Annotated in this window: 12 protein-coding genes, 1 rRNA gene and 1 pseudogene; 12 read left to right on the top strand and 2 right to left on the bottom strand. The window is 73.3% G+C overall.

All coding sequences use genetic code 11. From position 1 onward, the window contains the following. The first annotated feature begins 62 nt into the window (after window positions 1-62). From BM419_RS13545 to BM419_RS13510, 8 genes are all read left to right on the top strand, one after another. A complete protein-coding gene (locus tag BM419_RS13545; protein WP_012318487.1) occupies window positions 63-710 on the top strand; it encodes a ParA family protein in 648 nt (215 codons plus the stop codon). Next, window positions 694-1,017 (top strand): ribbon-helix-helix domain-containing protein, encoded by a 324-nt coding sequence (locus BM419_RS13540; protein ID WP_020095560.1) that lies wholly within the window; start codon window positions 694-696, stop codon window positions 1,015-1,017. The genes BM419_RS13545 and BM419_RS13540 overlap by 17 nt, the downstream gene beginning before the upstream one ends. Window positions 1,018-1,475: 458 nt before the next feature. Continuing rightward, complete coding sequence (locus tag BM419_RS13535) at window positions 1,476-2,852, top strand: septal ring lytic transglycosylase RlpA family protein (protein ID WP_020095559.1); 1,377 nt, start codon at window positions 1,476-1,478, stop codon at window positions 2,850-2,852. Between the two features lie 195 nt (window positions 2,853-3,047). After that, the gene (locus BM419_RS13530; protein ID WP_020095558.1) at window positions 3,048-4,292 is read left to right on the top strand and encodes a D-alanyl-D-alanine carboxypeptidase family protein; all 1,245 of its coding nucleotides are present in this window, start codon (window positions 3,048-3,050) and stop codon (window positions 4,290-4,292) included. Between the two features lie 10 nt (window positions 4,293-4,302). Further along, window positions 4,303-5,025 carry a dTMP kinase gene (gene tmk, locus BM419_RS13525; protein WP_085986749.1) on the top strand — a complete coding sequence of 241 codons (723 nt, stop codon included), beginning with the start codon at window positions 4,303-4,305 and terminating at the stop codon, window positions 5,023-5,025. A gap of 166 nt (window positions 5,026-5,191) precedes the next feature. Then, window positions 5,192-6,244, top strand: a complete 1,053-nt coding sequence (locus BM419_RS13520) for a DNA polymerase III subunit delta' (protein ID WP_020095556.1) — start codon at window positions 5,192-5,194, stop codon at window positions 6,242-6,244. Window positions 6,245-6,385: 141 nt separating this feature from the next. Further along, window positions 6,386-7,018 carry a MarR family winged helix-turn-helix transcriptional regulator gene (locus BM419_RS13515; RefSeq protein WP_091926751.1) on the top strand — a complete coding sequence of 211 codons (633 nt, stop codon included), beginning with the start codon at window positions 6,386-6,388 and terminating at the stop codon, window positions 7,016-7,018. Next, window positions 7,015-8,730 carry an FAD-dependent monooxygenase gene (locus BM419_RS13510; protein ID WP_020095554.1) on the top strand — a complete coding sequence of 572 codons (1,716 nt, stop codon included), beginning with the start codon at window positions 7,015-7,017 and terminating at the stop codon, window positions 8,728-8,730. The genes BM419_RS13515 and BM419_RS13510 overlap by 4 nt, the downstream gene beginning before the upstream one ends. Window positions 8,731-8,837: 107 nt before the next feature. On the opposite strand, the gene BM419_RS33375 is transcribed toward BM419_RS13510, so the two are convergent. Beyond that, complete coding sequence (locus tag BM419_RS33375) at window positions 8,838-9,110, bottom strand: helix-turn-helix domain-containing protein (RefSeq protein ID WP_326491908.1); 273 nt, start codon at window positions 9,108-9,110, stop codon at window positions 8,838-8,840. 138 nt (window positions 9,111-9,248) lie between these two features. Next, window positions 9,249-9,746: pseudogene (locus BM419_RS33370) on the bottom strand (AraC family transcriptional regulator); the annotation flags it as partial. A 1,367-nt stretch (window positions 9,747-11,113) separates the two neighbouring features. Here BM419_RS33370 and metG point away from each other — a divergent pair. The 4 genes from metG to BM419_RS13480 all read left to right on the top strand — a co-directional run. Then, window positions 11,114-12,691, top strand: coding sequence for a methionine--tRNA ligase (gene metG, locus BM419_RS13495; protein ID WP_020095552.1), 1,578 nt, complete (start codon window positions 11,114-11,116; stop codon window positions 12,689-12,691). Between the two features lie 49 nt (window positions 12,692-12,740). Further along, window positions 12,741-13,541 carry a TatD family hydrolase gene (locus BM419_RS13490; RefSeq protein WP_020095551.1) on the top strand — a complete coding sequence of 267 codons (801 nt, stop codon included), beginning with the start codon at window positions 12,741-12,743 and terminating at the stop codon, window positions 13,539-13,541. Between the two features lie 22 nt (window positions 13,542-13,563). Beyond that, a complete protein-coding gene (locus tag BM419_RS13485) occupies window positions 13,564-14,367 on the top strand; it encodes an MBL fold metallo-hydrolase (RefSeq protein WP_020095550.1) in 804 nt (267 codons plus the stop codon). A 455-nt stretch (window positions 14,368-14,822) separates the two neighbouring features. Beyond that, window positions 14,823-15,031: ribosomal RNA gene (locus tag BM419_RS13480) — 16S ribosomal RNA — on the top strand; the annotation flags it as partial.

The raw sequence follows: 15,031 nt of genomic DNA, 5'->3' as shown, positions 1-15,031 counted from the left end.
GCGGCGACCGGCAGTTGCGGGCGCCCGGACGGATGCATGGGGCCTTCTGGAGGACGCCCGGGATGAAAGCGATCACCTTCGTCACGCAGAAGGGCGGCAGCGGCAAGAGCACGCTGTGCATCTCCCTGGCGGTGGCCGCCCGGGAGGCGGGCCACACGGTCTGCATCCTGGAGATGGACCGGCAGGCCACGATCTCCGACTGGCTGGACCACCGCACGGCCGACGGTCCCGAGGTGGCGCAGATCGACGCCACCCAGATCGACGCCGTGATGGAGCGCCTGCGCGACTCCGCCTACGACTACGTGTTCATCGACACGCCCGGCGTCGATTCCACCGGCACCCTCTCGGCGATCCGCGCCGCGGATCTGTGCATCATCCCGTGCCGGCCGACCCCCGCGGACCTGCGGGCGTTCAAGCCGACCCTGGCCGCCGTCTACCGGCTGGAGAAGAAGTTCGCCTTCGTGCTGAACCAGACCCCGCCGCGCTCCTACCGGGTCCGCGACGCCGCGGACGGGCTCGCGGTGCTCGGCATCCTGCCCGACGTGAACATCGTCGCCCGCACCGACCACCAGGACGCGATCGGCCTCGGCCAGGGCGTCACCGAGTTCAACCCCAAGGGCCAGGCCGCCGGCGAGGTCCGCCGCCTCTGGTCGTGGATCGAGCGCCGCACGCAGTCCCTGAGGACGGGCCAGCATGTCCAAGCCGCCTAAGCTCAGCCTCGCGGCGATCGTGGCCTCGGCGAGCCCGCCGGCCCGGCCCCAGGCGGCCCGGCCGCAGGGCGCCGAGATCGTGTCGCTCACCCTCGCGCCCCCGGCGCCGAAGCAGGCGGCCACGCTCAAGCAGCGCGCCCGCCAGATGTCGGTCTACCTGGAGCCGCCGGTCTACGACCAGCTGCGCGACCTCGCCTACGCCGAGCGGACCAAGATGCACGCGCTGATGCTGGAAGGCCTCGACCTGCTGTTCAAGCAGCGCGGCGCCCAGTCGATCGGGCAGCTCACCGACACGCAGTCCCGCTGAGGCCGGACCGGGCTCGAACCCGGGGCGGCGCGGCCGCTCCGGAGCGTGCCGCTGCTGCGCGCGGCGCCTTCCGGCCCTCCGGGACCGCGGCGCCGCGGAGGGCCGGCGCGGATCAAGCGGCCCGCGGCCTCCGCACCGACTCGGTCCCGAGCCATCGCGATCCTGGCCCCGCTCCCACACGGAAAAGTGGAGCGCCGCGCCCGGGGGCGGTCGGACGGGCGCGCCAGTAAGAATTTGAAAAATCCGTTCCCGAACAAGATGTTGCCCGTCGATCCGCGCGCAATGCTCGAGAACCGACCGGCCGCGCGGCCCGCTTCCTGAACCCGGCCGCAGCCCATCGTTCAGGCTTCCTTTACGCGACCGCTACAAATCTGGGTGGACCGATCGCGGCCCCGTGCACGCGGCCGGCTCCGGTCCGGTCGGGCCCCGCTCACGCGTAGAGTTTGGTGAACCCCACGATGGTGCGCACGACGCTTCCCCGGCCGGCGCGCCTCGCCCTGCGGCTCATCGCCGTCTCGGGCGTGGCCCTGGCCACGGCCAACTGCGCGACCTCGCCCCAGCAGAAGCTCGCCGCCGGGAACGGGATCGACCCGAAATACGGGGTGAAGGCGAGCCCGCGCCTCTACAACGAGGGCGACGTGATCCCGAAGGGCGGCGGGCGCCGCTACACCGGCAAGCCCTACGTGGTGGCCGGGCAGACCTACGTGCCGAAGGAGAATCCGAGCGGCTACGTCCGCGAGGGGCTCGCCTCCTGGTACGGCTCGGCCTTCCACGGCCGCATGACCGCCAACGGCGAGGTCTTCGACCGCCACTCGATCGCCGCCGCCCACCCGACCCTGCCGCTGCCGAGCTACGCCCGGGTGACGAACCTCGAGAACGGCTACTCGATGCTGGTGCGCGTCAACGACCGCGGCCCCTACCATGCCGGCCGGGTCATGGACGTGTCGGAGGATGCGGCCGAAGCGCTGGGCTTCCACCGGAGGGGCACCGCGCGGGTGCGCGTCGAGTATGTCGGCAAGGCCTCGGTGGCCGGCAGCGACGACCGCAAGCTCCTCGCGAGCCTGCGCACCGACGGGCGGCCGGCCGGCCGCTCGACCGTGATGATGGCCGATCTCGGCCCGACGGAGGACACCGAGCGCTACACGCGCTCAGCCCCGGCTCTGGCCTTCAGGCCCGCCCAGGAGGCGGAGGAGAGCGGGACGGAGGCCGGGACGGCGGCCGGGAAGGCGCCCGCCGAGGCCCCGGCCGCCCGGCCCGAGCGGACGGCGCCGGTGCGCGCGCCGATCGTGCTGGCCTCGGCCGCCGTGACGGTCCCGGCGGCCGTGCAGCCCACCGCCCCGCGGGTGCGCGAGTTCCGGCCCGCCCCCGTGCCGGCCGTCGCCGCCAGGGGCGGCCTCGGGGCCGGGACCCTGAAGGTCGCGGGTCTCAACCCGGCCCACACCCCTGGCCTCGCCCCGGCCGCGCCGCCGGCGCACGGTCATGCCGCCGGGAAGGCCGGCCCGAAGGCCGGCCCGGCCCTCGCCGAGGTCCATCGCCGGGCGGTCCCGGCGCCCGGGACCGTGAAGCTCGCCAAGGCGTCGTCGGGCCCGTCCTCCGCGCCGCACGGCGCGTCCCCGGCCGCGATGCCCGCCGCGATGCCGGCCTCGGCCAAGCTCGCCATGGCGCGCCTCGCCGCGGTGCCGGCCAGGGCGTCGGCCACGAAGGCCGGTGCGCCGGCCGCGAACGGCTCCGCGACCACCTCTGCCAAGACCGCCCCCAAGGCCCCCGCCGCCAAGGGGCCGGCCACCAAGACCGCCGGCAAGGCGGGACACGCCCGCCTCGCCGGGATCTACTGACGGCGGCGCCCGGGCCGACCCGCGGCCGCCCGACGGGTCCGGCGGCCCATGTGGCGGTCGATGTGGCGGCCGATGTGGCGGCCGATGCGGCATTTCGCATTCGATCCGGCGCCGAAACCGTAATATGGTCACGCTTGTTATTGGGATACGGGCGGGACGCTTCCGGCCCGACGGCAGGCGCGGGACGGAACGGTGATGCGCAGACCCCTTCTCACCCTTCTCGCGGCCGCCTGCGCGCTGGGCGCCGGCCTCGCCGCCGCCGCCGCGCAGACTTTCCAGACCGCGGCCCCGCACGCGATCCTGATCGACGCCGATTCCGGCTCGGTCCTGTTCGAGAAGGCCGCCGACGAGCGGTTCTCGCCGGCCAGCATGGCCAAGCTCATGACCACCGACATCGTGTTCGAGGCGCTGAAATCCGGCCGCCTGTCGATGGACACGGAGTTCACCGTCACCGAGGACGCGTGGAAGCGCGGCGGGGCCGGGGGCGGCGGCTCGTCGATGTTCGCGCAGGTGAACAGCCGCATCAAGATGGCGGACCTGCTGCGCGGCCTGATCGTGCAGTCGGGCAACGACGCGGCCATCACCATCGCGGAGAACATGGCCGGCTCCGAGGAGGCCTTCGCCGGGCTGATGAACCAGCGCGCCAAGGAGATCGGGCTGACGAACTCGACCTTCCGCAACGCCACCGGCTACTCGGCGCCCGACCAGAAGGTCACGGCCCGGGACATGGCGAAGCTCGCGCTGCACATCATCGACACCTACCCGGACTACTACAAGATCTTCGCCGAGAAGGAGTTCACCTGGAACAAGATCCGCCAGCAGAACCGCAACCCGCTGCTCGCCCTCGACATCGGCGCGGACGGGCTCAAGACCGGCTACCTGGAGGAATCCGGCTACGCGCTCACCGGCTCGGCGGTGCAGAACGGCCAGCGGCTCGTGCTGGTGGTCTCGGGGCTCAAGACCGCCCGGGACCGCGCCTCCGAGTCGCGCAAGCTGATGGAGTGGGGCTTCCGCGCCTTCGAGCCCCGGCAGGTCTTCGCGCCGGGCGAGACCGTGGCCGAGGCCTCGGTGTTCGGCGGCCAGTCGGGCTCGGTGCCGCTGGTGGCGAAGAAGCCCGTGCGGGTGCTGCTGCCGCGGGGCTCCAGCGACCGGGTCAGCGCCAGGGCGATCTATACCGGGCCGCTCATCGCCCCGGTGGAGGAGGGCCAGCGGGTCGGGATCCTGCGCGTCCAGCGCGGCGACACCGTCGCCCTCGACCAGCCGCTCTTCGCCGGCGCCGCGGTGGAGCCCGGCACCCTGTCGCAGCGGGCGATGGACGCGGCGCTGGAATTCGGCACCGGCCTCGTCCGCAAGGCCTTCGACCGGGCCGGCAAGGGAACCGACAAGGGAACCGACAAGGGCGGGGACAAGGGTGCTGCCGGGGCGGCCAACCCGTCGTGACGGCGCGCGCGTGACCGGGCCGCTGTCCGGGGATCCCGCCGGGGCGGGCGGCACCTTCATCACCGTCGAGGGCGGGGAGGGGGCCGGCAAGTCGACCCAGATCGCCCGCCTCGCCGCGACCCTGCGCGCGCGCTCGGGGCGGCCCGTCTGCGTGACGCGCGAGCCCGGCGGCTCGCCGCGGGCGGAGGAGATCCGCACGGCGCTGCTCGACGGCGTCGCCAAGCCCTACGGCCCCTTCGCGGAGGCCCTGCTGTTCAGCGCCGCCCGGATCGACCATCTCGACCGGCTGATCCGCCCGGCGCTCCGCCGGGGCGAGACCGTGCTGTGCGACCGGTTCATCGACTCGACCCGGGCCTACCAGGGCGCCGCCGGGGGCCTCGATCCCGGGCTCGTGGACGCCCTGGAGCGGGTCGTCGTCGGCCCGACCCGGCCCGATCTCACCCTGATCCTCGACCTCGCCCCCGAGTCCGGCCTCGCCCGCGCGGCCGGGCGCGGCGCCCGGACGGGGCAGGGGGCCGACCGGTTCGAGGCCGAGGCCCTCGACTTCCACGTCCGGCTGCGGGAGGCCTTCCTGGCGATCGCCCGGGCGGAACCGGGGCGCTGCGCGGTGATCGACGCGTCCCGCGATCCCGACGCGGTCGAGGCGGCGATCCGCGCCGCCGTCGCGTCCCGGCTGCCGGCGCTCCTGCCCGACCGGCCGGCGGGGGCGGGCCGGAGCGGCGACGCCGCGTGAGCGGCCGTACGGGCGGGGCCGGTCCCGGCCCGACCGGTCCCATCCTGGCCGGCGGCCGTGTAAGCAGTCGCGCGGGCGCGCCGCCCAGATCGGAGGCCGCCGGCCCGCGCCGTGAGACCCACTCCATGAAGCCCGCCCGTGAAGCCCGCCCCGTGAGACCCGCCCCGTGAAGCCCACCGACCGCGCCGCCGACGACGTCGAGCCCGGGGACCTCGCCGGGATCCCGCGCCCGCGCGAGACCCTCGGGCTCGTCGGCCACGCGGCCGCGGCCGACGCCTTCGCGGCCGCCATCGCGGCGGGGCGCCTGCACCACGCGTGGCTGATCGGCGGCGCCCCCGGCATCGGCAAGGCGACCCTGGCCTACCGGGTCGCCCGGCGCCTGCTCGCCTACCCGGGGGGCGGGGGCCCGGCGGGCCTCGCCGTGCCGGCGGGCGACGCCGTCCTCGGCAAGGTGGCGGGCCTGTCGCACCCGAACCTCGTGGTCCTGCGCCGCCACCGGAGCGCCGGCGCCAAGACGCTGCCGACCAAGATCTCGGTCGACGCCGTGCGCCGCGCCCTCGACCTGTTCGCCTCGACGGCCGCGGATTCGGGCTGGCGCGTCTGCATCCTCGACAGCGCCGAGGACCTGAACGCCAACGCCGCCAACGCGCTGCTGAAGGTGCTGGAGGAGCCGCCGCCCCGCGCGCTGTTCCTGATCCTGTCCCACCAGCCCGGCCGGCTGCTGCCGACCATCCGCTCCCGCTGCCGGGCGCTGATGCTGCGCCCCCTCCCGGCCGAGGACGTCGCCCGGGTGGTGCGCGGCCTGCCCGAGCCCTTCGCGCAGCCCGACGAGACCGCCCTGGCCCGGGCACTGGCCCAGTGCGAGGGCTCGGTCGCCCGCGCGCTCGCGATGCTCGATCCGGTCACCGCCGGCCTCGTGGCCGAGATCGAGACCCTGCTGGCGCGGGCGCGCACGCCCGACTGGGGCCGGGTGCTCAAGCTCGCCGAGACCCTGGCGGGCCGCGACGCCGAGGCGCGGTTCGAGGCCGCCCAGGACGCGGTGCTGCGCTTCGTCTCGGCCGAGATCGACCGGCGCCGGGATGAGCCCCCCGCCCGCCTCGCGGCCTTGGTGGAGGTCGCCGACCGGTTCGGCCGCGCCGCCCGGGAGGCGGCGATCTACAACCTCGACCGGCGCCCGGTCGTGCTGTCGCTGTTCGGGGATCTCGCGGCGGTGGCTTAGGGCCCGGCGGGCACCCGTCCCCGTATCCGACATCGGGATCCGGCCCGCCGCCGGCGTGGAACCGTCCGGCGCCGGCGCCGTTGTCCGCGCGATGACAGCATACTGTCATTCTGACAACATCCTGCCGTCAGGACGTGCCCCATGGAGCCCGACCCGCCTCGGACAGCCCGCGACCGCGACCGGACCCGGCACGCCCTGTCGGACCTCGTGGTCGCGGTGTTCCGCCTCAACGGCGACCTGCTCGCGGCCGGCGACACGCTGGTGCAGGATCTCGGGCTCACCAGCGCCCGCTGGCAGGTGCTGGGGGCCATCGCCCTCGCGCCGGCGCCGCTGCCCGTCGCCCACATCGCCCGCAACATGGGCCTCGCCCGCCAGTCGGTGCAGCGCCTCGTCGGCGAGATGCGGGCCGACGGGCTGATCCGGCTCGCGCCCAACCCCCACCACCGCCGCGCGCCCCTCGTCGCCATGACCCCGCGGGGCGCGGGGGCCTATCGGCAGGCGATGGCGCGCAACGCCCTCTGGTCGGACGGGCTCACCGAGGGCCTCGCGCCCGAGGCCGTCGAGGCCGCCGCCGCGCTGCTGCAGGGCCTGCAGCGGCGGATCGGCGCCTCCCACGCCGCCATCGCGTCCATCGCCGCGGAGGCCCGGCAGGAGACCCCGCACGAGACCCCGCACGAGACCCCGCACGAGACCCCGCACGAGACCCCGCACGAGACCCCGCACGAGACCCCGCACGAGACCCGACAGGAAAGCCGACAGGAGACCGACCGATGACCGACGCCCACGCCGCCCCGGGCTACGACGCCGACGTGATCGTCGTCGGCGCGGGCCCCGTCGGCCTGACCGCGGGCTGCGCCCTGCGCCATCACGGCGTGTCGTGCCTGATCCTGGAGCAGCGCGCGGAGGTCAGGGCGTACTCGCGGGCCAACAATCTCTGGGCCCGCCCGCAGGAGTTGCTCGCCGGCATCGGCCTGCGCGACGCCCTGGCGGAGAACGCCTACGCGGTCCGCACCATCAACTTCTTCGTCGACGGCGCGCCGACGACGCCGATCCCCATCGCCGACGTCGCCAGCCCCTATCCCGACGTCCTGTACAGCGGGCAGGACGTGATCGAGCGGACCTTGATCGACGCGTTCGAGGCCCGCGGCGGTCGGCTGGACCGGGGCTGCACGGTGACCGGCATCGACCAGGACGCGGCGGGCGTCACCGTGACCCTCCGGCGGGGCGCGGACGGGCCGGAGACGCGGCTGCGCGCCCGCTACTGCGTGGCCGCCGACGGGGCCCGGAGCACGGTCCGCGCCCGGCTCGGCCTGGATTTCGAGCCCGAGCGGCTCGCGGGCTGCATGAACCGGCAGGTCGACGCCCGGCTGTCCTGGCGCCGCGGGTCCGAGCCGGACCAGCTCTGGTTCTTCTACTACCCGCGCGGCTTCGCCGGCATCATGCCGGTCTGGGGCGGCTACCACCGGCTGTTCTTCCTGGCCGACGACGCCGGCGTGCCGGACCGCGACCCGACGCTCGCGGAGATCCAGGCCCTCGCCCGGGAGGTCACCGGCGACGAGACCCTCACCCTGAGCGACCCGCAATGGCTCACCCACAGCCGCTTCGCCTACGGGGTCTCCCCCGGCTACGCGCGGGGCCGCGTGTTCCTGGCGGGCGATGCCGGGCACCTGTCCCTGCCGATCGGCGGCCAGGGGATGAATGCCGGCCTCCACGACGCGGTCGAGATCGCGTGGCGGCTGGCCATGACCCTGCGGGGCGAGGCGGCGCCCGCCATCCTCGACTCCTACGACGGCGAGCGCGGCGGCGAGCACGCCCGGCTGAGCGCCCAGCAGGTGCGCGGGTTCCGGTGGACCGTCTATCGCGGCCCCGTCACCGACACGGTGCTGGGGCTGGCCGCGAAGGCGCTGCCGAACCTGGGCTCCCTGCTGCAGGGGACGGACGACATGCAGCAGATGGGCGTCGCCTATCCCGGCAGCCTCCTGAACGCGGATCACCTGTCGGGCCTCGCGAACCTGACGCACCTGCTGCGGCCGGGGCCGAAGCCGGGCCAGCGCGCGCCGGACGCGCCGGTGACGCGGGACGGGGTGCGCACGCGCCTGTTCCCGTTCCTCTACAACCCGGACGGATGGACGACGGGCTGGGCGCTCCTGTGCTTCGACGGACGGTCGCCGGAGGCGGCGCCCTTCCTTCTGGAGGCGGTCCAGGCCGTGGCGCCCTGGCCCTGGCTGCGTCCGCGGCTCGTCCTCGCCGGCCCCCTGATCGCGGCGGAGATGCCCGTCCTGTCGGATCTGGACGGCCGGGCACACGGCGCCTACGGGCTGGAGGGCCGGCCGGCGCTCGTGCTGGTGCGCCCGGACGGGCACATCGCCTTCCGGAGCGGCGCGGACCGGACCGATCGCCTGATCGCGTATTGCCGCGCGCTCTTCGACGCGGCGGGGCGCGCGGCCGGGGAAGTGGTGCGGCCGGAGGCGGCTTGCGCCGGGTGAGGGCGGCGGGGGCCGCGACGTCGGAGCCGTGCCCCGGGGCACGGCACCGCCCCTCGTCCCGGCGCCGCGTCCCGGCCGCCCGCGACCGGCACCGGAGTCGCGGCGTCTCACGGATCCGGCCGGCTGCCGGACAGGCGCAAGATCGCGGCTTCCCTGTAGGCGCGGGGCGACAGGCCGTGGCGGTCCTTGAAGCGCCGGGCGAAATGGGCCTGGGTCGCGAAGCCGCACTCGTAGGCCACGACGCCGATCGGGCGGTGCAGGCTGACCGGATCGGAGAGGCGCCTGGCCGCCGCCGCGAGGCGGCGCTCCCAGATCCAGTCGGAGATGTGCTGGCCGCGCTCGTGGAACAGTTCCTGGAGCCGGCGCAGGGACACGCCCATCGCGGCGGCGAGCCGGGGCGGATCGAGGGTCTGGTCGCCGAGATTCGCCTCGACATGGGCCTTGGCGCGCTGGACCACGACGCTGCCGTGCAGGGAATGCGGCACCTCCCGGGCCATCCGATCCGCGAGCGCGGCCACGATCAGATCCACGCCGATGGTCGCCATGCGCTCCGCCGCCTCGGGGGAGAGTTGCCGGTTCACCCGGAGCAGATCCCCGAAGAAGGTCGTCACCAGGCGGGTCGTGGCCGATCCGGCGGGCATCGTCAGGGCCGCGAACAGCCGGGCCGGTCCGAGCAGGCTCTCGAGGCGCTCCCGCGGCAGGGCCATGACCAGGGTCTGGCCATCCGTGCGCGCGTCCAGCACGCCCGGGTGATGGTCGATGACGGTGAGGTCTCCCGTCCCCTGCACCGCCTCGCGGCCGTGCTGCTGAAAGGTGGACGCGCCGACGAGACGGAAGTTCAAGCGGATCAGCCCGTCAGGCCGGCGCCGGACCGTATCGGCGGTGATCGTGGTCGTGAGGGCGCTCTGGGTGATCCGGCTGAAGGTCAGCGGGCCGACGGCGCCGATCTCGATCTCGCCCGCGAACGGCCCGTCGGCGCGCCGGCGCTGCTCGATCGGCCCGATCCGTTCGGCGACGACCTCCTGCCAGAGCTTGAAGCGCGTCCGGGGATGTGTCCCGGCCGTCGAGAAGACCCGGCGCTCAGGCCGCTCGGAGAGGCGCCGGCGCGCGGCCTCCGGAGAACCCGTCCGTTGCGCGGAGCCGGATGCCCCGGAGCGTGACCTGAAGACAAGACATCAACGAAAGATAGATCACATCGCCCCCATATTCGATCGACCAATTCAGCAATAATCGACTTATTGTCTCTGTTATTCGCAATATATCGAACCGTGTACGGCCATAAGTCCGATCTCTATATACATTTCGTCGACAAAGACCCCGCAATACCGATTCGAATCGCTCATATGTCACGCTCCTGCGTCCCTCAAGCTCCGAGAATAACTTAGCGAGCGGATCTGCGTCCGCTGGCGCTCGGCATTCCGGGCCGATGTGACGTCGATGGCAGCCGTGCGTGGTGCACCGATCCGGCGGCGCGACGGAACGCCGGCAGGGCTCGGCCCATGTGACGGTGCCCGCGGCCGATGAGTCTTCGGCACCGACGTCCTTGCGAGCGGAGCGAAGCGAGCCAGCAGCGCGACCTTGCCGATGTTGCGCCGCCCTGGCTCGCTTCGCTGCGCTCGCGATGACGGAGAGGTGCGCGTCGACCGCAGCGCGCGGCTCAGCTTCCCTTGACAATGTTCCTATTTTGTGCTTCCTGACCGCACCTGTCCGCGGCGGCCCGGGAGCGATCCCGGGGCGTCCTTCGGGGGCCCGCCCGGTGGCTGACCGTTCGGGTCCGGGGACGGGGCGGCGCCCGCGTCGGTGGCTCTCAGCCGCCATCGCCCCGGGCGACGGACCGGTGCGGGGCGTGCCTCGGATGCGGGCGTGAGACCGGGCGGCACTGTGCCCGGCGGGGTGAGGAAATGCCCCCGCGCCGACCCGCCTCTGGGCCGACCCTGAGCGACCTGCGGACCCGCCCACTACGAGGCGGGGGACGGCTGGAAGGCCACGGCGCCGATGCGGGTTCCGGAGGTGCGGGCACGGCGTGCGCGCACCGCGACCGAGACCGCTCACGGGGAGTCGCAGGACCGGGACGTCGGAGACGCCGCGACGAGACAGACGGCAGCGGCTGGGGACCATGCCCGGTCGATGCCGCGGGGCGCCGCGGGGATCGGATCCCGCGCGTACTTGGCCGACACCTGGGTTCCCGCGGCGTCCCGCGTCCCTCGTGCCGTCTCCCGGGCCATGCCCCCGGCGCCACGCGCGCGCGCGGACGATCACGCGTGTCCGGTGCCGGCCGCCGCGGAGGATCGCCGTCGCGCCCGCAGGCGGCGACGGTTGCGTCCCGGCGCCGGCCGCGCGACAACGCGGGCAGCTTCCCGCGCTCATCCGGAACACCACAGACGTGACGTCCAACGCCCCGGCGAATCCCCGAAAGACGTTCGGTCTCTCGACCGCGATCTCCTACCCCAACGGCGCGCCCCATATCGGCCACGCCTACGAGGTGATCGCCGCCGACGCGATCGCGCGCTTCCACCGGCTCGACGGCTACGACGTGCTGTTCTCCACCGGGACCGACGAGCACGGGCTCAAGATCCAGCAGGCCGCGACCCGGGCCGGCACCACCCCGCGCGCCTACGTCGACGGCACGGCCGCCCGGTTCCAGGCCATGGCCGACCGGATGGACTGCGCCTACGACCGCTTCATCCGCACCACCGAGCCCGGCCACTACGCCGCCGCCCAGGAGATCTGGCGGCGGATGGAGGCCAACGGCGACATCTACCTCGACAAGTATGCCGGCTGGTACTCGGTCCGCGACGAGGCCTACTACGACGAGTCCGAGACCCGGCTCCTGGAGGATGGCAGCCGCCGCAGCCTCGCCACCGACACGCCGGTCGAGTGGATGGAGGAGGAGAATTTCCTTTTCAGACTGTCCGCCTACCAGGACCGGCTGCTGGAACTCTACGCGGATCAGCCGGATTTCATCGGGCCGGACACGCGCCGGAACGAGGTGGCGAGCTTCGTGCGCTCCGGCCTCAAGGACCTCTCGGTCAGCCGCACCAATTTCGACTGGGGCGTGCCGGTGCCGGGGCATCCGAACCACGTGATGTACGTGTGGGTCGACGCGCTCACCAACTATCTCACCGTCACCGGCTTCCCCGACGCGGAGAACCCCCAAAAAAGATTCTGGCCGATGGACCTGCACGTGATCGGCAAGGACATCGTCCGGTTCCACGCGGTCTACTGGCCGGCCTTCCTGATGTCGGCCGGGCTGCCGCTCCCGAAGCGCGTCTTCGGCCACGGCTTCCTGCTCTCCAAGGGCGAGAAGATGTCGAAGTCGCTGGGCAACGTCCTCGACCCGTTCGAGCTCGCCGACACCTACGGGGTCGACCCGGTGCGCTACTTCGTGCTGCGCGAGGTGCCGTTCGGCGGCGACGGCAGCTACAGCCACGAGGCGATCATCGGCCGGATCAACGCCGATCTCGCCAACGATCTCGGCAACCTCGCCCAGCGCTCGCTCACGATGGTCGCCAAGAACTGCGACGGCGCGGTGCCGGATCCGGGCAGCCTGGACGCGGCCGACACGGCCCTGCTGGCCCAGGCCGACGCCCTGCCGGCACGGGCCCGGACCCTCATGGGCGAGCTGGCGCTCCACACCGTCCTGGCCGAGATCTGGGCCGTGGTGGCCGAGGCCAACCGCTACTTCGCCGCCCAGGAGCCATGGAAACTGCGCAAGTCCGACCCGGCGCGGATGAACGCGGTGCTCTACACGACGCTGGAATCCCTGCGCGTCTTCGGCATCCTGACCCAGCCCTTCGTGCCGGGGGCGGCGGCCAAGCTCCTCGACCTGCTGGCGGTGCCGGCCGACCGGCGCGGCCTCGCCGATGTGGGGGAGGGGGGCCGGCTCGTGCCCGGCACGGCGCTCCCCGCCCCCGCGCCGATCTTCCCGCGCTTCGAGCGCCCCGAGACTCCGTCCGCCTGAAGGACCTTGCCGCTTGAAGGACCCTGCCGCCCGACGGCCCCGAGACCCGATGCTCATCGACAGCCACTGCCATCTCGACTTCCCGGACTTCGCCGCCGACCTCCCGGGCGTGATCGCCCGCGCCAAGGCCGCGGGCGTCGCCGGCATGCTCACGATCGCCACCCGGGTCGCCAAGGCCGACACCTACCGGGCGATCGCCAAGGCCCATCCCGAGGTTTGGCACACGGTCGGCACCCATCCCCACGGGGCCGCCGAGGAGCCGGACGTCGCCGCCGAGACGATCGCGGGCCTCGCCCAGGCCAGCCCGCGCTGCGTCGGGATCGGCGAGGCCGGCCTCGACTACCACTACGCCGACGCCGCCCCCGAGGCCGTGCAGGAGCGGGTGCTGCGCGCCCACATCGCGGCGGCCCGGCTCTCCGGCCTGCCGCTCGTGATCCACGCCCGGGACGCCGACGACCACATGGAGCGGGTGCTTGCCGACGAGATGGGCCGGGCGCCGTTCCGGGCGGTGCTGCACTGCTTCTCGTCGGGGCGGCGGCTGGCGGAGGCCGGGGTGGAGCTGGGGCTGTACGTGTCCTTCTCGGGCATCGTCACGTTCCGGCGCTCGCACGACCTGCGCGACATCGCCAGGGCCGTGCCCCTCGACCGGATCCTGGTGGAGACCGACGCGCCGTTCCTGGCCCCCGAGCCCCACCGGGGACGGACCAACGAGCCGGCCTACACGGCCGACACCGCCCGGTCGCTGGCCGGGACCCTGGGGCTGACCGCCGAGGACTTCGCCCGGACCACGACGGCGAATTTCTTCACCTTGTTCGACAAGGCCGCCGGAACGCGCCCGGGCGCTGCGTGACGAGTCGGAGCGGGAGATCCGGATGGCGAGCCTGACCCTGCGCATCCTCGGTTGCGGCTCGTCCGGCGGGGTGCCGCGGGTCGGCAGCGGCTGGGGCGCCTGCGACCCGGCGGAGCCGCGCAACCGCCGGCGGCGCTGCTCGATCCTGGTGGAGCGCGCGTCGGGGGCGGGGCGGACCACGCTCCTGGTCGACACCTCTCCGGACCTGCGCGAGCAGCTCATCGACGCCGGCGTGACGCGCCTCGACGGGGTGCTCTACACCCACGCCCACGCCGACCACACCCACGGGATCGACGACCTGCGCCCGCTGGTGATCGCCATGCGGGCCCGCATCCCGGTCTACGCCGATGCCCTGACGCGGTCGCTGCTCACGGCCCGGTTCGGCTACTGCTTCGAGACGCCCCCCGGGAGCGCCTACCCGCCGATCCTCGACCTGCGCGACCTCGCCGCCGGCCGCGACCTGACCCTAGAGGGGGAGGGGGGGGCGATCACCGTGGAATCGCTCCCGGTGGAGCACGGCAACGAGGCGGCCCTGGGCTTCCGCTTCGGCGCGGCCGCCTACATGCCCGACGTCAGCCTGATCCCGGAGGCGAGCCTCGCCCGGCTCCGCGGTCTCGACCTGCTGATCATCGACGCCCTGCGGGACACCCCGCACCCGACCCACTTCTCGGTCTCGGACGCCCTCGCGCTGATCGAGTCGGTGCAGCCACGCCGCGCGGTCCTGACCAACCTGCACACGGATCTCGACTTCGGCGCCCTCGCGGCACGCCTGCCGGAGGGCATCGTGCCCGCCTATGACGGCATGACCCTGAGCCTCGAGGCCTGAGCACGCTCAACGGGAGGGCGAATCGGGCGTCACACGCCTGTCGTCCGCGGAGTCCAAGAAAATCGGCTTCCCGGCCAACAAGCCTGTTGACGGCCGGGAACCGTGGATCTATACCCCGGCTCATCGGCGCCGGCCGCGGAAGTGGACCGGGCGCTGAGCCATCTTCTGACAAGCGGCGGGATTGGCCGGCGGGATTGCCGGGCGGTCTTCTGTTTGCCTCTGATGAGCCTCGGGCGACTGAGGCGTTCTTTGACAAGTTGGATTGAGGAAGGGAGACGCGGGCGGCGTTTGTCCTTGCGGCTGGGTCTTGGGATCTGGCGTGAGTAGACTTGTGCCGATCTGTTGTTCTTCTTTCTGAGCTCACCGACGGGTGTTCTGGCGCTGTGAAGCGTCTGGCACTTGGTCGATGTGAGGCTCCGTCTGAGAATATACGTGATCGGCCAGATCAATCTCTTCAACGTGAGAGTTTGATCCTGGCTCAGAGCGAACGCTGGCGGCAGGCTTAACACATGCAAGTCGAGCGGGCCCTTCGGGGTCAGCGGCGGACGGGTGAGTAACGCGTGGGAACGTGCCTTCTGGTTCGGAATAACCCTGGGAAACTAGGGCTAATACCGGATACGCCCTTTTGGGGAAAGGTTTACTGCCGGAAGATCGGCCCGCGTCT

Origin of the sequence: Methylobacterium sp. yr668 (assembly GCF_900116245.1) — a bacterium.
Lineage (GTDB): Bacteria > Pseudomonadota > Alphaproteobacteria > Rhizobiales > Beijerinckiaceae > Methylobacterium.
The sequence above is the reverse complement of the archived record's forward strand: the minus strand, read 5'-3'. Positions and strand labels throughout refer to the sequence as shown.